At 31.4% G+C, this 16,814-nt stretch carries 15 protein-coding genes; 13 read left to right on the forward strand and 2 right to left on the reverse strand.

Going from position 1 to position 16,814, the window contains the following annotated elements; translation table 11 throughout:
- Nucleotides 1-78 precede the first annotated feature (78 nt).
- From I6U48_RS01615 to rlmD, 5 genes are all read left to right on the forward strand, one after another.
- Nucleotides 79-3,570, forward strand: a complete 3,492-nt coding sequence (locus I6U48_RS01615; RefSeq protein ID WP_218318648.1) for a DNA polymerase III subunit alpha — start codon at nucleotides 79-81, stop codon at nucleotides 3,568-3,570.
- Nucleotides 3,571-3,829: 259 nt separating this feature from the next.
- Nucleotides 3,830-4,789 (forward strand): 6-phosphofructokinase, encoded by a 960-nt coding sequence (gene pfkA, locus I6U48_RS01620; RefSeq protein ID WP_218318649.1) that lies wholly within the window; start codon nucleotides 3,830-3,832, stop codon nucleotides 4,787-4,789.
- Nucleotides 4,790-4,863: 74 nt separating this feature from the next.
- The gene (pyk, locus tag I6U48_RS01625; RefSeq protein ID WP_218318650.1) at nucleotides 4,864-6,618 is read left to right on the forward strand and encodes a pyruvate kinase; all 1,755 of its coding nucleotides are present in this window, start codon (nucleotides 4,864-4,866) and stop codon (nucleotides 6,616-6,618) included.
- Between the two features lie 375 nt (nucleotides 6,619-6,993).
- The gene (locus I6U48_RS01630) at nucleotides 6,994-8,004 is read left to right on the forward strand and encodes an aldo/keto reductase (protein WP_218318651.1); all 1,011 of its coding nucleotides are present in this window, start codon (nucleotides 6,994-6,996) and stop codon (nucleotides 8,002-8,004) included.
- 276 nt (nucleotides 8,005-8,280) lie between these two features.
- Nucleotides 8,281-9,696: a 23S rRNA (uracil(1939)-C(5))-methyltransferase RlmD gene (gene rlmD / locus I6U48_RS01635; RefSeq protein ID WP_218318652.1), complete on the forward strand. Its 1,416-nt coding sequence runs from the start codon at nucleotides 8,281-8,283 to the stop codon at nucleotides 9,694-9,696.
- Between the two features lie 71 nt (nucleotides 9,697-9,767).
- Here the strand turns inward: rlmD and I6U48_RS01640 are convergent, their stop codons facing one another.
- A complete protein-coding gene (locus I6U48_RS01640; protein ID WP_218318653.1) occupies nucleotides 9,768-10,907 on the reverse strand; it encodes a site-specific integrase in 1,140 nt (379 codons plus the stop codon).
- A 79-nt stretch (nucleotides 10,908-10,986) separates the two neighbouring features.
- Nucleotides 10,987-11,562 carry a helix-turn-helix domain-containing protein gene (locus tag I6U48_RS01645; RefSeq protein ID WP_218318654.1) on the reverse strand — a complete coding sequence of 192 codons (576 nt, stop codon included), beginning with the start codon at nucleotides 11,560-11,562 and terminating at the stop codon, nucleotides 10,987-10,989.
- Nucleotides 11,563-11,790: 228 nt separating this feature from the next.
- Between I6U48_RS01645 and I6U48_RS01650 the strand changes: the two genes are divergently transcribed.
- From I6U48_RS01650 to I6U48_RS01685, 8 genes are all read left to right on the forward strand, one after another.
- Complete coding sequence (locus I6U48_RS01650; RefSeq protein WP_246615155.1) at nucleotides 11,791-12,012, forward strand: helix-turn-helix transcriptional regulator; 222 nt, start codon at nucleotides 11,791-11,793, stop codon at nucleotides 12,010-12,012.
- Nucleotides 12,013-12,037: 25 nt separating this feature from the next.
- The gene (locus tag I6U48_RS01655; RefSeq protein ID WP_218318655.1) at nucleotides 12,038-12,268 is read left to right on the forward strand and encodes a helix-turn-helix domain-containing protein; all 231 of its coding nucleotides are present in this window, start codon (nucleotides 12,038-12,040) and stop codon (nucleotides 12,266-12,268) included.
- 20 nt (nucleotides 12,269-12,288) lie between these two features.
- Complete coding sequence (locus I6U48_RS01660; protein WP_218318656.1) at nucleotides 12,289-13,074, forward strand: conserved phage C-terminal domain-containing protein; 786 nt, start codon at nucleotides 12,289-12,291, stop codon at nucleotides 13,072-13,074.
- Nucleotides 13,013-13,855 (forward strand): ATP-binding protein, encoded by an 843-nt coding sequence (locus I6U48_RS01665; RefSeq protein WP_218318657.1) that lies wholly within the window; start codon nucleotides 13,013-13,015, stop codon nucleotides 13,853-13,855. The genes I6U48_RS01660 and I6U48_RS01665 overlap by 62 nt, the downstream gene beginning before the upstream one ends.
- A gap of 21 nt (nucleotides 13,856-13,876) precedes the next feature.
- Nucleotides 13,877-14,050 (forward strand): helix-turn-helix domain-containing protein, encoded by a 174-nt coding sequence (locus I6U48_RS01670; RefSeq protein WP_312890849.1) that lies wholly within the window; start codon nucleotides 13,877-13,879, stop codon nucleotides 14,048-14,050.
- A gap of 29 nt (nucleotides 14,051-14,079) precedes the next feature.
- A complete protein-coding gene (locus tag I6U48_RS01675; protein WP_246615156.1) occupies nucleotides 14,080-14,298 on the forward strand; it encodes a helix-turn-helix domain-containing protein in 219 nt (72 codons plus the stop codon).
- 273 nt (nucleotides 14,299-14,571) lie between these two features.
- Entirely contained in the window at nucleotides 14,572-15,876 is a 1,305-nt protein-coding gene (locus I6U48_RS01680; RefSeq protein WP_218318659.1) for an AAA family ATPase, read from the forward strand.
- A complete protein-coding gene (locus I6U48_RS01685; RefSeq protein ID WP_218318660.1) occupies nucleotides 15,857-16,696 on the forward strand; it encodes a DUF4435 domain-containing protein in 840 nt (279 codons plus the stop codon). The genes I6U48_RS01680 and I6U48_RS01685 overlap by 20 nt, the downstream gene beginning before the upstream one ends.
- Nucleotides 16,697-16,814: the final 118 nt, after the last annotated feature.

Here is a 16,814-nt window from a genome sequence, read left to right on the forward strand (position 1 = left end):
ATTAAAATATATAGCATAAAGTGATATAATTTAAGTACAATTTGTCTATAATGTTTCTACAAGAGAGAAGGTGAAGCAGTGAGTATAGAAAAACCAGAGTGGGTAAGTTTACATCAGCATACAGGGTATTCGCTTTTGGATTCATCCGCTAAAATTCCAGATCTTATAGCTAGGGCAAAAGAATTGGGAATGAAAAGTATAGCCATAACAGATCATGGAGTTATGTATGGATGTGTAGAATTTTATAAAGAGGCTAAGGCTCAAGGAATTAAGCCCATAATAGGTTGCGAAATATATGTGGCACCAAAATCAATGAATATAAAGCAAAATGATAAGGAAAATGAAAACCATCACCTCGTATTATTGGTTAAAAATGAAGTTGGATATAATAATTTAATGGAAATAGTATCAACGGCCTCAATTGAGGGATTTTATTATAAGCCTAGAGTTGATCATGAGTTTTTGGTAAAACATAGTGAAGGTTTAATAGCATTGAGTGCTTGTTTAGGTGGAGAAATTCAATCTTATATCACTAAGGGAAACTTAAGCAAAGCAAGAGAAACGGCTTTATTTTATAAACAAACTTTCAAGGACGGATTTTATCTAGAACTACAATATCATGGAATGGAAGAACAATTAAAAGTAAATGAAGAACTAATCATTATGTCGAAAGAGTTGAATATGCCTTTAGTTGCGACAAATGATGTCCATTATATAAACAAAGAAGACTTTAAGGCTCATGACATACTTTTATGTATACAAACTGGTAAAACTGTAGATGAGCAAGAGAGAATGAGGTATCCATCTGATGAGTTTTATTTAAAATCTCCGGAAGAAATGTATCGACTATTCTCATATGCACCAGAAGCTCTGGAAAATACAGTAAAGATAGCAGAAGAATGTAACTTTGATTATGATTTTCACCATTCAAAACTACCTAAGTTTCCGCTTCCAGAAGGAACAGATCCCTATGAGTATATGAAAAATTTATGTTATAGTGGATTAAAGGAAAGATATTCAGAGATTACGAAAGAGCTGAATGAAAGATTAGAATATGAGCTCGAAATAATAAGAAAGATGGGATATGTAGATTACTTCCTTATAGTTTGGGATTTTATAAGATTTTCCAATGAAAATGGTATTATGACTGGACCGGGAAGAGGATCAGCAGCAGGATCTTTAGTAGCATATACTTTGGGAATAACTAAAATAGACCCTATAAAATACGGTCTAATCTTTGAAAGATTTTTAAATCCAGATCGTATATCTATGCCAGATGTAGATTCTGACTTTTGCTACGAGAGACGTGGTGAGGTAATAAATTATGTAGTAGATAAATATGGAATAGATAGTGTTTCTCAAATTATAACTTTTGGAACTATGGCAGCAAGAGCTTGCATACGAGATGTAGGAAGAGCTATGGATTATCCTTATGCTGAGGTTGATAGGATAGCTAAGATGATTCCGGCAGTTCAAGGCACAACTATAACAATAGATAAAGCATTAGAATTAAACCCAGAATTAAAGGATGCATACCACAATGAGCCAAGAACTGAAGAATTAATTGATGTTGCAAGGGCATTAGAAGGATTACCTAGACACACATCAACTCATGCAGCAGGGGTTGTTATTGCGTCTCAACCATTAGTGAAATTTGTACCATTACAGAAAAATGAAGGCAATATAGTTACACAGTTTACAATGGGAACTTTGGAAGAATTAGGATTGCTAAAAATGGACTTCCTTGGCTTAAGAACTCTCACGGTTCTTAGAGATGCGGTAAATATGATAAAGGAAAATAAGGGAATAGCTGTAGATTTAGATAGTATAGATTATGATGATAAGAATGTTTACAAAATGATTGGGGAAGGCAAAACAGTAGGGGTATTTCAGCTTGAGTCTGCTGGGATGACATCCTTTATGAAGGACCTTAAACCGGACAATTTGGAAGATATTATAGCAGGTAATAGTCTGTATAGGCCAGGACCTATGGGAGAGATACCTAAATATATTAAAAATAAAAATAATTCTAGAGAAGTAGAATATTTAACTCCGGAATTAGAGCATATATTGAATGTTACTTACGGGGTAATGGTTTATCAAGAGCAGGTAATGCAAATAGTGAGAGATTTAGCTGGATACTCTATGGGAAGAAGTGACTTAGTAAGGCGTGCTATGTCAAAGAAAAAGCATAAGGTAATGGAGGAAGAACGAAGAAACTTTATACATGGAATAGTAGATGCCGATGGTAATATAGAAGTTCCAGGTTGTATAAGAAATGGTATAAGTGAAGAAATAGCTAATAAGATATTTGACCAAATGATGGACTTTGCAAGCTATGCCTTTAATAAAAGCCATGCAGCAGCTTATGCAGTAGTGACATATCAAACTGCATATCTAATGCATTACTATCCTACAGAATGTACAGCTGCTATGCTGAATAGTGTAAAAGGAGACAGTGAAAAGGTTGCTTATTATATAAGATTTGCAAATGAGAAAGGAGTAGAAGTATTATCACCAGACATTAATGAAAGCTATGCTAAGTTCACAGTTAAGGGTGATAGAATAAGATTTGGACTTTCAGCTATAAAGAATGTAGGTGAAAATGTTATTGACAGCATAGTTAAATCGAGGGAAGAAAAAGGTGATTTTGAAGATTTATCTGATTTTTGCAATAAAATTGACATAAATTGTATTAATAAAAGAGTAGTAGAAAGCCTTATAAAAGCAGGAGCTTTTGATTGTTTCAAAATTTATAGATCAAGAATGCTTGCAGTATATGAAAAGGTATTAGATGGAATAAGTAATTCCAGAAAGAAAAATATAAATGGACAAATTAGCCTTTTCACAGATTTTGAAAATGTTGATGATATTGGAATTAGAATACAATACCCGCTTATCAAAGAATTTGAAAAGAAATATATATTGATTATGGAAAAAGAAATGACAGGATTATATTTATCAGGGCACCCATTAGAGGAGTATGAACAAACACTAAAATTACAGACTAGTATAAAAGTTTCAGATATAATAATGAATGAGACTTTAGAAGAATCTTTAGTTCAAGATGCAAAAGTAAAAGACGGGGATAATGTGATATTAGGTGGACTATTAACCGAAATAACAAAAAAAGTAACAAAAAATAATGACATAATGGCTTTTTCAAAATTGGAAGATCTATATGGCGTGATAGAAATTGTTATATTCCCCAAAGTATTGCAAAGATTTAAGGAATTGGTAAATGAGGATTCTATGGTTTTAGTAAAAGGAAGAGTTAATATGAGGGAAGATGAGCAGCCTAAAATATTATGTGAATCAATAGAACCGCTACTTAAAATAAACACCGAAAAATTGTATATACTAATAGAAGAAGAAGGACTTTTGAAAAATATTCTAAGTGATTTAAAACCTATAGTTTCTAAATTTAGAGGAACAATTCCAGTTTATTTGTGTACAAGAAAAGAGAGAAAAAAATTTAGAGTGGATAGAGAATTTTGGGTAGAGAATGATATAGAATTAATGTCCACTTTAAGAAACAAATTTGGAGAAGAAAATGTTAAGATAATGTAGAAATAAGTATATTTTTAATCTTTATTAGACAAAATATTATAGAGGAAGATTATCTCCTCTATAATATTTAAATTTAATATTAATTTAACAAAAATAATTGAATACTTAAATGATTTTTATTAAAATTATATTGCCAGTGTAATGAAAAGATATAGAGTTTATGGTATAATATAAATCACTGATACGTAAAAGGAAATAACAAATTTTGTGTAATCTTTGTGGGACATAAAACGTCCCAGTGGTCATAGGAGGTATAAATATGAAAACAATTGCTGTGTTAACAAGTGGAGGAGACGCTCCTGGAATGAATGCTGCTATAAGAGCGGTAGTTAGAGCAGGATTAGACAAAGGCTTTAAGGTAATGGGTATACAAAGAGGATATAGTGGACTAATAAACGGAGAAATTTTTCCGATGGACAGGCATAATGTGGCAGACATAATACAAAGAGGAGGAACTATATTAAGAACTGCACGTTGCGAAGAGTTTAAAACAGAAGAAGGAAGAAAAAGAGGAGCAAATATACTAAAGACTTTTGGAATTGATGGACTTGTAGTAATAGGTGGAGACGGTTCATTTGCAGGAGCTCAACTTTTGTCAAAGCTTGGTATAGCAACTATAGGTTTACCAGGAACAATAGATAATGACTTGTCCTATACAGATTATACAATAGGATTTGATACTGCAATAAATACTGTTCTAGATGCAATAAATAAATTAAGAGATACTTCAACATCACATGAAAGAGTAAGTATCGTAGAAGTTATGGGAAGAAATTGTGGTGATATAGCTCTTTATACAGGACTTGCTGGTGGAGCAGAAAGCATAATTGTTCCTGAAAAAGGATACAATCAAGATGAGTTATGTAGAACTATACTTGAGGGTAAACTAAGAGGGAAAATGCATAACTTAATAATTTTGGCTGAAGGTATAGGTGGAGCTGAAAAATTAGCGAAAAAGGTTCAGGATGTTACAGGTATAGATACAAGGGCTACAATACTTGGACACATTCAAAGAGGAGGAAGTCCAACTTGTATGGATAGAGTTTGGGCTTCAAGAATGGGATATAGGGCTGTAGAACTATTACAAGAAGGAAAATCAGGGAAGGTAGTTGGAGTAGGAAACGGTCAAATAATTGATATGGATATTGATGAAGCACTAGCAATGCCAAGAAAATTTGATGAAAAACTTTATGAAATAGCAAAAGCATTATCATACTAAATAAAGCAACTTCTAAAGCAAAAGCATTATCATTTAAAAAATAAATTTTAAATTTATATTAAGGAGAGTAAACTATGCAAAAAACTAAAATGATTTTTACAATTGGACCTGCAAGTGACAATGAGGAAATCTTATCAAAACTTATTGAAGCTGGAATGAGTTGCTCAAGACACAACTTTTCTCATGGTGACCATGCAGAACATGGAGAGAGAATAAAATTAGTAAAAAAATTAAGAGAGAAATACAACAAACCAATAGGAATAATACTTGATACAAAAGGACCAGAAATAAGAACTGGATATTTTCCAGAAAAGGTTGAATTAATCGAAGGAACAAAATTTACTATAGTTTGTGGAGAAGATGTAGAAGGGGATGCTACAAAATGTAATTTAAGCTATCGCGAACTATATAAGGACGTTATTCCAGGAAATATGATATTAATGGCAGATGGACTAATTGGCCTTGAAGTACAAGAGGTAGTTGGAACTGATATACATTGTATGGTAAAAAATAGTGGGATGATAAGCACTAAGAAGAATGCTAATGTACCTAATGTAAAAACAAATCTTCCTGCTTTTACAGAACAAGATGTTCAGGATTTAAAGTTTGGTTGTGAAGTTGGTGTTGACTATGTGGCAGCATCTTTTATAAGAAAGGCTGCTGACGTATTAGCTGTAAGAAAGTTATTGGAACAATTTGGTGGACAGGATATACAGATAATATCAAAGATAGAAAATCAAGAAGGCGTTGACAATATTGATGAAATAATAAAATTTTCAGATGGAATAATGGTTGCTAGAGGAGATATGGGATCAGAAATTCCTATAGAGAAGGTTCCATTAATTCAAAAGATGATGATAGAAAAGTGTAATAAAGCTGGTAAGTTTGTTGTAACAGCTACACAAATGTTGGATTCAATGGAAAGAAACCCAAGACCAACAAGAGCAGAAGCTTCAGACGTAGCTAATGCTATTTTAGATGGCACTGATGCTGTAATGTTAAGTGGAGAATCAGCAAACGGAAAGTGGCCAGTAGAGGCTGCTCAAACTATGTCAAGAATAGCTATGGAAGCTGAGTCTAGAATAAATTATGAAGAACTATTAAACAAAAAAAGAGAAGCGCATACTTATAATGTAGCAAATGCTATAAGTTTAGCTACATGTGCAACTGCATCTGGATTAAATTCATCAGCAATTATTACAGCAACTCAAAGCGGACACACTGCGAAAGTTGTATCAAAGTATAGACCAGGATGTCCAATAATTGCTGTAACTCCAAGTGACAAGGTTGCTAGAAAGTTAGCTCTTAACTGGGGAGTATTTCCAATACTTACAGAAAAGGTTGAGTCTACAGACGAATTAATTGCAAAATCCGTTGAGATTTCATTGAAAACAGGATATGTTAAAAAAGGAGATCTAGTTGTAATAGCAGCTGGAATACCTGTAAGTTATTCGGGAACTACTAATATGCTTAAAGTTCATATAGTTGGAGACATATTAGTTCAAGGAAGAGGAGCAGGTAATAAGCCAGGATATGGTACTGTAAAAATAGTTAAAAATGTAAAAGAAGCGGATGAAAATCTAGATAAAGGTGATATTCTTGTTGTAAGAAGCTTAGATAGAGAGTATCTTTCAGTCTTAGATAGAGTTGGCGGAGTTATAGCAGAAGAAGGTGGATTAACATCTCATCTTGCTATAGAGTGTATATCAAATGAAATTCCTATCATATGTGGAGCAGGTGGTGCTACTGAAATATTAAAAACAGGTGCATTTGTAACAATGGATGTTACAAGAGGAATTGTTTATAATGGAAGAACAAATATAATGTAAAATAAAAATTGAGCTGTTACACTTAGGTGAGTACGGCCGAAAGTTGACTTATTCTCCGGGAGCTGTTTCCAAGCTTCAACATTATAAAAACTTTTGTCAATCTAAAGCTCAACATTTTGAAAATCTAAGAATCATTTATAAACTCGTACCTCAAACATATAAACGATTCTAAGATTTTCTAAAATGTTTCGCTAAGATTGACTAAAAAGTTTTTATATGTGTTTTCATCTTTGGAAACATCTTCCTGCGTATAAGTCAACTTTCTTTTGTAGTTTTTTATAAGTGTAACAGTTCCCTTTTTTTACATAATATCTAATTGACAAAGTAAAGACATAAATGTAAAATTTGCAGTGAGAAGAAGGAGGGGGACATATTATGAGATATAAGGATCTTGGAAAAACAGGACTAAAAGTTTCTGTAGTAGGTTTTGGTGGAATTCCTATGCAAAGAATAGATGATAATCAGGCTAAAGAGGTTATAATTAAAGCAGAAGAAAAAGGGATAAATTTCATAGATACAGCAAGAGGATATTCTGTTTCAGAAGAGTATATAGGAATGGCTTTAGAAGGAAGAAGAAATAAGTGGATTATTGCGACAAAATCTATGTCTAGAGATAAAGAAAGCATGATCAGAGATGTGAATCAAAGTTTAGCCAACCTAAGAACAGAGTATATAGACCTTTATCAATTTCATAACATAAAAACTATAGATGAGTATAATAAAGTTCTAGGCGAAGGTGGGGCTTATAGTGCTCTGCAGGAATTTAAAGATAAAGGAAAAATAAAGCATATAGGAATGACCTCTCATAGCTTGGATATAATTAAATTAGCTATTGAAAGCGGAAAGTTTGAAACAATAATGTATCCTTACAATATAGTTGAAAATCAAGCAGAGGAGGCATTTAGACGAGCAAAAGAATTGGAAATAGGCGTTATAGCTATGAAGCCTATAGCTGGTGGAGCATTTAGAGAAGGAACTTTGGCATTAAAATATATTTTAAAAAATGAGAATATAACTTGTGCTATACCAGGAATGGGAAAAGTAGAAGAGGTAGAAGAAAATGCAAAGGTATGTGATGTAGATACTGAGTTAACTAAAGATGAAGAAGAGCAGATAAAGTCTATAAAGGAATCTTTAGGAACAGAGTTTTGCAGAAGATGTGGTTATTGTGGACCATGTCCGCAAAATATTGACATACCTAATATATTTATTTTCCAGGCATATAAAGAAAGATATAATTTGAGCGGATGGGCAGAAGAAAGGTATGGTTCTTTAAAAGCTACAGCTAAAGATTGTGTAGAATGTGGCGCCTGCGAGGATAAATGTCCTTATAATCTACCAATAAGAAAAATGCTTAAAAAGGCCAGAATAACCTTTAATGAATAATAATTATTAAGAAATTATTAAATTAAAAGAAAAAATTAGTATCTTTTTAATTTTTTATTGAAGATTTATGTGAAAATAATGTATAATAGAAAAATATCTGGGTAAAATAATACGATGAGAAAACTAGAGACAACTGATTCTATATTGACTTTGCACCTTTTTAAAAGGTGCTATTTTTTTTCAATATGAGCTTGACCAAAGTGGTATGTTTTTATAGACAAATAAACTAGAAAAATGTAGAATGTTTAAGTAATATTTTAAATAGTAGGTGATAATATGGCTAAAGTTATTCCAATAGAAAAGAATAAAGAATATGTATTAAATATAAGCAGCATGGGGTACGAGGGAGAAGGTGTAGGAAAAATTGAAGATTTTACAATCTTTGTTCCAAATGCTTTGTTAGGTGAAAAAGTTAAGGCAAAGATTGTAAAAGTAAATAAAAATTTTGCTTTTGGAAAGCTTGTAGATATTATAGAACAATCAAGTGAAAGAGTAGAACCTGTTTGTAGTATATATAAAAGATGTGGCGGGTGTCAATTACAACATTATTCCTATAAGGAACAATTAAAATTTAAAAGAGAACGAGTGAAAGCTTGTATGGAAAGAATAGGGAAATTGAAAGTTGTTGGTATAGACTCTAACGAAAAAGATAATGCTGTAGTTGTGCATGATACTATTGGAATGGATAACCCATATAGATACAGAAATAAGGTGCAATTACCAGTGGGTAAAAATGGCAAAGATGTAACAATAGGTTTTTATGCTGCTAGAAGTCATGAAATAATTCATATGGATACTTGTAATATACAAGATGAAATTGCAGATGAGGTAGTTAAGTTAATAAAGGCTTGGAGTGAAAAATACGCTATAGAGCCTTATAATGAAGAAGCTCATCAAGGTATTATTAGACATGTAATGATAAGGAAAGCTTTTAAAACTGGAGAAACCATGGTGGTATTAGTAACAAAAAATTTAAATATACCTCATGTAGATAAACTAGTAAGAACAATTACAGAAAATATAGCAGGGATAAAAAGTATTATACAGAATATAAACGATAAAAGAACGAATGTGATCTTAGGGCAACAATGCAAAACTTTATGGGGAGAGGATACCATAAGTGATTATATAGGAGACTTTAAGTTTAACATATCAGCGCTATCATTTTTTCAAGTGAACCCAATACAAACCGAAACATTATATAGTAAAGCTTTAGAATATGCAGATCTAACAGGAAATGAAACTGTTTTTGATGCTTATTGTGGCACTGGCACAATATCATTGTTTTTATCTCAAAGGGCAAAGAAAGTTTATGGGGTAGAAATAATTCCAGAAGCTATAGAAAATGCTATAGAGAATGCAAAACAAAATAATGTTAATAATGTAGAGTTCATTGTTGGACAATCAGAAAAAGTTATACCAAAGCTTATAGAAAAAGGTGTAAAAGCTGATGTTGTAGTTGTAGACCCACCTAGAAAAGGCTGTGAGAGCATACTTTTAGAGGCTATAGCTAAAATGGGGCCCGAGAGGGTTGTATATGTGTCCTGTGATCCAGGAACTTTAGCAAGAGATCTGAAAATAATGGACGAATTGGGCTATAAAACTTTGGAAATTCAACCAGTAGACATGTTTCCGCAAACTGCCCATGTGGAATGTGTGGCTAAACTAGTTAAGGAAAATCAAGGGGTGTAGAGGTTATCAACACTCTAAAAATAGAGATTTTCCACCATTTTTCCACCGTAATTTTATATTCGGTGGAAAAATTATTTTGATCCGGAAATAATAGATTCAAACCTATCAACGCTGTCTTGTTTTAATTTATTAGTTACGTGAGAATAGGTATCCATTGTAGTTGAAATTCTACTGTGTCCCAAACGTTCTTGAATATCTTTTATATTTGCACCGGCTTCCAAAAGCATAGTTGCATGAGTATGACGGAGAGAATGAAAATTGTAAGATATTTTCAATTCATAATTGACTACACGGCTTAAATATTTTAAACTATCAGTAGTTATGGGTTCGCCATTTTCTTTAGTACAGACAAAATTACTGTCAGTGTAGAATTGTCCGTACTTTAGCTTGTTTTCAATCTGAAATTTTTTATGTTGTTTCAGTATATTAAAAAGAGTAGTACCCATTAGAATGGTTCTATTGGAATTTTTAGTTTTAGGTGTTCCAAAGACCCATTCTCTTTCTTTTTTTATAATTATTTTTTCAACAGTTATAGTTTTATTATTTAAATCTACACAGTCCCAAGTAAGCCCACAAACCTCAGCTGCTCTCATTCCTGTATTAAAGGCAATCTGCAGCGGTACATAAAAACTGCTGCCTTGAGGAAATCTATTTATTATTTTATTAAAGTCTTCTAAAGTAATTACTTTTAAATCTTCTTTATCTTTTCTAGTCTGATCATATTTAGGCATAGTTACGTAATGCATAGGGTTTTCTTTTATTAGTTGATAAGGATATACTGCCATTTTTAATGCTCCTGATAGAACTCCATAGAAACCAGATAAAGAGCTTTTACTAAAACCATTTAAGTATTTTTTATTTAGAAATTCTTGTAGGACTGCCGGGGTTAATGTTTTAAGTTTGTATATACCTAAAGCTGGCTTTATATGCTTATTTATAATTGTTTTATAATACTGTTGGGTATTATATTTGCAATTTATAAATACATACTCCTTATACCAATAATCAAAGTAATCAGATATACTTATATTACTTTCATTGATAATAGAACCACAATTATCAAATTCATCTAATGCTTTTCTAAGAGCTTTTTCAGCCTCTCTTTTAGTAGCACCACCTTTCCTTTCAATTCTTTTTCTTTTACCATCAACGGTTCCGGCATCAAAATAATAGTACCAGTTGTTACCTTTTTTTCTTACGCCGCCCTTCATAGAATGCATCTCCTTTACTATTTATAATAAACAGTTATAAAATAACTGATTTTTAGCTAATAACAAATTTAGAATAAAATTATTTTTTATATTTGTAACTTATAAGCTTTAACTGATTTAAAAAGTCATTTATAAATTCAGAGGTTTCATTTAAGTTCAATTTATCTATATCTAATTCACAAAAATCTTTTATTGCTGGATGATGTAACAAAGACTGCACAACCCCTTCAGCAGTTTCTAATTTGTTGCACTGGTAAGTGCTTTGAGTTTCAGATACTGTGTCAGAGTTATCCGTTAAGCAATTCTGTATGTAATCTATATCTGTTTCAGGATCATTTTTTATATAGTCTGCTATTTTAGATACATCCTTACCTTCTGCCTTACCTAATTGTGATTTAATAAAAACTTCAATATCTTTATTTAACTGCTCGCTGTCCTGAAAAAAGCTTATTGGAACTCCACAGGCATCTGCTATTTGTGATAAAAGCCTAAAACTTGGATACGTTCTTCCTGATTCAACATCTCCAATATAACTTTGGGATTTGTTTAAATCCGAAGCCAGCATTTTTTGAGTGTAGAGTTTATTAATTTTTTCAGATTTTAGATTTCTAGCCTTTTTTATTAAAGAGCCTAATTCTTTTTTACTTAGAACCAAATTACATCAATCTCCTAACAACTTAAAGTTTAGTTTTCTATATTATAACGTATCTAACGTTATGGTGTCAATTCGTAAACGTAAATAAACGAAAAGATAAGAAAATCAAAAATAAACGTAGAAAACCATAGGAATTTAGAGTTTTTTAACATTTGTCTAGTTATCTCAAATAATGTTATAGTTTACTTAACGCAAATAACGTTTACAACATGCTAGGGAGGTTTAATTATGATAATGGGCAAAGTTTTAAACAATTTAAAATGGTACAAGAAGATGGAAGTATTACGAAGGGTTAACAATTGGACACAGGAAGAAGCAGCTCAAAAGTGCAGGACAAATCAAAAGATGTACTGGAGCTGGGAGAAGGGAAAAAATTACCCAAGGAAAAGAAGTCAAACGTTAATAGCCAGTGCTTTTAATGTTAAGATTGATGATATATTTCCAGTTTAAGATATGAATTTGGGGGGAATAAATTATGGAGGCTTACTTATATACTGTTGAAGAAGTAGCAGCAATATTAAAAGTAAATAAAAATGCGGTATATGACTTAATTAGAAACGGGCTTTTGACAGCTCTTAAACTTGGCAGGCTTAAAGTAACAAAGCCTACTTTATTAAGCTTTTTAAGAGAGTATAACGGTAAAGACTTATCGGATCTTGAACATATAAAAGAATTAACATTCCAAAATGAGACATCAACCTATTAAAGCTCAAAGGAAGTGATTCCATGAAGTTTACTATACTAGGATATAATCAGGCTAAATTAATGGAATTTGGGTTAGATGCAGTAGACGCAGTATTACTTAGATATTTTGTGGATTTTAAAGATAGTGGTACTATGGTTAAGGAAAATATAGAAGGAGAGCTTTATTATTGGCTTAAATATGAAGGGATAATGAAGGAACTTCCTATACTGAATTTAAAAAAGGACAGCATTTATAGAAGATTTAAAAACATGGCTAAAGTTGAAATATTAAATCACAAAACTAAAAAAAGTAAAGGTGTATATTCTTACTACAATATTGGGAGTAACTATTTAAGTTTATTATCAGATTATATTACAGTTGAGTCGGATTATAATCCGAGGGGCTCGGATTTAGATCCGTACCCATTCGGATTTAAATCCGTAACCCTTCCGGATTTAAATCCGGAACAAAAGATTAATCTATTAAAAGATAAATCTATTAAAGATAATAATATATATGATCAAGTTATAAATTACTTAAACAAAAAAGCTGATACAAGATATAAGGCAGCAAGTAAGAAAACTAAGCAGCTTATAAAAGCAAGATTGGATGAAGATTTTGCTTTAGAGGATTTTTACAAAGTGATAGATATAAAAGTTTCTGAATGGCTAAATACAAACATGGAAAAGTATTTAAGACCGGAAACTTTATTTGGGACGAAATTTGAGGGTTACTTGAATCAGAGAAATAGAGGGGGATTAAAGAATGGAGGCAGTGAAGACGGTTCTGGAGAGGTCCAAGCAGATGGAATCGGCTTTAGTGTATAGAGATATTAATAATATACCAAAGTGTAAAGTTTGCGGAGAACCTATAGGTATAGCTGTAAAAATGTCTTTTGGAACTAAATTATACCCTAGAGCCTGCAGATGTAGAAGGGAAGCTTATGAAAGGCAGCAGACATTGGATATAAACAGACAAAAGCAGATTAGGCTTAAACAGATAATTTCTAACAGCATGATGAATAAAAACTTTAAGGAATTTACTTTAGAGAATTGGGATCATAAACTTGGAAATGAAAATTTATATAATATTGCAAAACAGTATATTTCAAAGTTTGCTCAGATGAAAGCAGAGAATAAGGGGATGCTCATATATGGGGAACCCGGTAATGGGAAGACTTACTTTTCTGCATGTATAGCTAATGCTTTGGTACAAAAGTTAATTCCAGTTATATGTGTTGGAGCTATAGCTCTTACTGAGAGGATAGGTCAAAGTAAAAGAACCTGGGGGGATGAAGGGATTTTTACAGTGCTTAATACTCTAGAAAATGCAGATTTGATTATTATTGATGATCTGGGAACTGAAGAAGATAATAAGTGGACAAGGGCTATGATGTATCAGATTATAGAAAAAAGAAATACTGTAAATTTGCCTGTTATTATAACAACTAACATAAGTATGCAGGAGTTAAAGGAAAGGTATGATGACAGAACTTACAGCAGACTATCAAGTATGTGCAGTTTTATAAGAAATACAGGTAATGATATAAGAAAAATACAGGGTAAAGAAAAGACTGATAAATTTATTAAAGAGCTTTTCGGAGGGTAAATTTATGGGGTAAGTGATGGGATAAAGGCTTTGAGAATCAAAAACAACATAAAGCAAAAAACTATGTCCAAGACTTTAAATATGACAGTGGCTGCATATAGTCGCAAAGAAAATGGACAAAGAAGCTTCACTATTGATGAAGTAGCCAAAATAGCTGAGTTTTTTAAAATAAGTATGGAAGAGTTAATTTTTTAAGACATTTGAGAGAATTTGGGGGAGAAAAAATGATGACAGAAAAACAAATGGAGAAACTACCAGCATTATTAACAGTGAAGGAAATGGCAGCAGTTTTAAAAATAGGGTTAAATGCTGCGTATCAAATTATTTATAAAAAGGAGTTTTGTATACTTAGGATAGCTCCTAGAGTAATAAGAGTACCCAGCTGTGAATTGATTAGGTGGATAAAGAGTGGGAAATCTAAGTTTAAGTTCTATGAGGATTAGGGGAGAAAATTTGGTAATCAAGAAAGAAGAGCTGTAGAGGGTCTTCTTTTTTAGAAAGTTTAAGTGTTTGTTTTTAAATATGTTAATATTAAGAAGCAAGAATAGTTTATAACTAAAATCAAAAGGACAAAAAAGGTTATTTCAATGATAAAAACATAACGATAATATATTTATAGTTGAATTTTTTATACACGAAATAAAATGTGACTATATATTGTGTAATAAGTTCATAATATGGTAATATATACATGATGATTTATAGGAGTTGTTATGATGATAAATAAAATAGAAATTGATAAGCTTTTTGGACGCTTTGATTATGAAATAGTTTTTGACCCTAAGGGGGTCACTATTATAACTGGACCAAATGGATATGGAAAATCCACAATTCTTAGGTCAATTGAGGCCTTATATGAAGGCGATATTGCGTTCTTTTGGAAATTGAGATTTCAAAAACTTAATATTTTTTTTGATACATCAAAAGAAATAATTAGTATATCAAAAAGTGGAAATGGAATAATATTAAATGGATTAAAAATACCAGTTAGCATGTTTTTAAAAGATGAGGATTATAAAACTAGGAACGGCATTTTTCATAGTACTACTAGTAAGTTTTGGGACAAAATACCTACCTCAAAGTTATCAGTAGATGAAGTAGCAATTACGCCATTTTATAACGAAAAAGAAAAAATTATTGATTATTCAATAGTAGATAACTGCAATAATGTTAACCAGAGTGATTGTAAAATTCTATGGCGCAAACAATATAAACGTATGCTAAAGCGAATAAGATTATTGATAGGATCTATATATTTTATAAAAGAGCAAAGATTAATAAGTCAAAAGAAGAATTTAAGAGATGAAAAACAAGTGGTAAATGTAATAGAAGATTTGCCTAGCAAGTTTAAACGTTTAATTATCGATATTTCAAGTGATTATTTATCTATAGCAAATAAGCTAGATAGTACTTACCCTAATAGGTTATTTGATACAGAAGTTGGCATAAGCGAAGATGAATATAAAAAGAAAATGCTTGAAATGACAAATAAGTTTGAAAAATTAAGAAAATATGACATTTTTGAAATGCAAAATTCGGCTAATGTTTTTTTTAAGCAAGAACATGCAAAAGCACTTAAAGTATACTTTGACGATTTTAACAGAAAGTATGAGGTATATGAAGATTTTATTAAAAAATTAGACTTGTTCACTGATATTATTAATAGCAGACTATCATTTAAGAAAATTAAGATTTCTAGAGAAAATGGAATAGTTATTGTTGATGAAAATTGCAAAGATAGTGTTATGAAACTTAACCAGTTATCTTCTGGGGAGAAACAAGAAATTGTTTTATTCTATGAATTGATATTTGAGACAAGAAACAATACATCACTGCTAATTGATGAACCAGAAATATCCCTCCATATAGTTTGGCAAAGAATGTTTATGGACGATTTACTTAAGATTGTTGAATATAAGGGGCTAAAGGTAATAGTAGCAACACACTCCCCACAGATAATCAATAATCACTGGGATATACAAGTAGATTTGGGGGAGTTATATGGGAACAAACTCTATTAGAGCTAACTTATCTAAAGATGACATTATATCAGAAATAAGATTGAGTTTAGGAGCAGATATAAAACAGGAGCATACTTTTTTGGTAGTTGAAGGAGAGGATGACTTGAAATTTTGGAAAAACATTGCTAATGAGAAAGTCATTCTTTTTGAATCTTTCACCGGAAAAACTGGTATAACTGAGATTGTTGAAGAGTATTTTACATCTAACCCAAGAGTAATTGGTATAAGAGATAGAGACTATGAGTGCGGGCACATTTACAATAAGATATTCTACTATGACTGTTGTTGTATGGAAATGATGCTTGTTAAAAATGACGAAGTATTTAACAACATTTACAGTGAATATTATTCTGGAAGACTTTCTTCAAATGAGCTGAGGGATGTTTTGCTAAAGCAGTTAAAATATCTTAGTTTAATCCGAAAAAATAATGAAACTATGGGATTAGGCATTAAAATTGATGGTGTTTCTATTACTAATGCATTTGATGAAGAAACACAAAACATTCAAAATGAAAAAATAATTTTAAAATTAAATCAAATGAATCAGCAATATTTTGCAATAAATGTGGACAAGTTATCGCAAATCAATTCTCAAAATGCAATAGTTCTCAATACAGAAGAGTTATTAGAAATAAATCAAGGACATGACTTTATAGAATTGTTTGCAGCATTTTGTAGAAAACCTAGAGGAAGCAGTGCAAGCTCCAAAAACATTGCAGCAAGTTTAAGATGTGCTTATAGGAAAAGAGATTTTACATATACAGAATTATATTTACAGCTTGTTTCGTATAGTAATACACATAACATAGTGATAATTTAATAAGATTATTATAAGTTAAAAATATGATACCTATTAAGTGTACTTTATAAAAAATAAAGATATTTCCAATTTGTCAATTATAGCTATACCACCACCTTATTAATTGTATAATGATGGT

This window comes from Clostridium thailandense (assembly GCF_019207025.1).
GTDB classification, from domain to species: Bacteria; Bacillota; Clostridia; order Clostridiales; family Clostridiaceae; genus Clostridium_AM; species Clostridium_AM thailandense.

What these genes read in the sequence shown, in the direction of transcription:
- I6U48_RS01675 (WP_246615156.1), top strand. Translation starts at nt 14,080, where the DNA reads ATGATGACAGAAAAACAAATGGAGAAACTACCAGCATTATTAACAGTG.
- I6U48_RS01650 (WP_246615155.1), top strand. Translation starts at nt 11,791, where the DNA reads ATGATAATGGGCAAAGTTTTAAACAATTTAAAATGGTACAAGAAGATG.
- I6U48_RS01680 (WP_218318659.1), top strand. Translation starts at nt 14,572, where the DNA reads ATGATAAATAAAATAGAAATTGATAAGCTTTTTGGACGCTTTGATTAT.
- I6U48_RS01630 (WP_218318651.1), top strand. Translation starts at nt 6,994, where the DNA reads ATGAGATATAAGGATCTTGGAAAAACAGGACTAAAAGTTTCTGTAGTA.
- I6U48_RS01655 (WP_218318655.1), top strand. Translation starts at nt 12,038, where the DNA reads ATGGAGGCTTACTTATATACTGTTGAAGAAGTAGCAGCAATATTAAAA.
- I6U48_RS01685 (WP_218318660.1), top strand. Translation starts at nt 15,857, where the DNA reads ATGGGAACAAACTCTATTAGAGCTAACTTATCTAAAGATGACATTATA.
- pyk (WP_218318650.1), top strand. Translation starts at nt 4,864, where the DNA reads ATGCAAAAAACTAAAATGATTTTTACAATTGGACCTGCAAGTGACAAT.
- rlmD (WP_218318652.1), top strand. Translation starts at nt 8,281, where the DNA reads ATGGCTAAAGTTATTCCAATAGAAAAGAATAAAGAATATGTATTAAAT.
- I6U48_RS01640 (WP_218318653.1), bottom strand. Translation starts at nt 10,907, where the DNA reads ATGAAGGGCGGCGTAAGAAAAAAAGGTAACAACTGGTACTATTATTTT.
- I6U48_RS01660 (WP_218318656.1), top strand. Translation starts at nt 12,289, where the DNA reads ATGAAGTTTACTATACTAGGATATAATCAGGCTAAATTAATGGAATTT.
- I6U48_RS01665 (WP_218318657.1), top strand. Translation starts at nt 13,013, where the DNA reads ATGGAGGCAGTGAAGACGGTTCTGGAGAGGTCCAAGCAGATGGAATCG.
- pfkA (WP_218318649.1), top strand. Translation starts at nt 3,830, where the DNA reads ATGAAAACAATTGCTGTGTTAACAAGTGGAGGAGACGCTCCTGGAATG.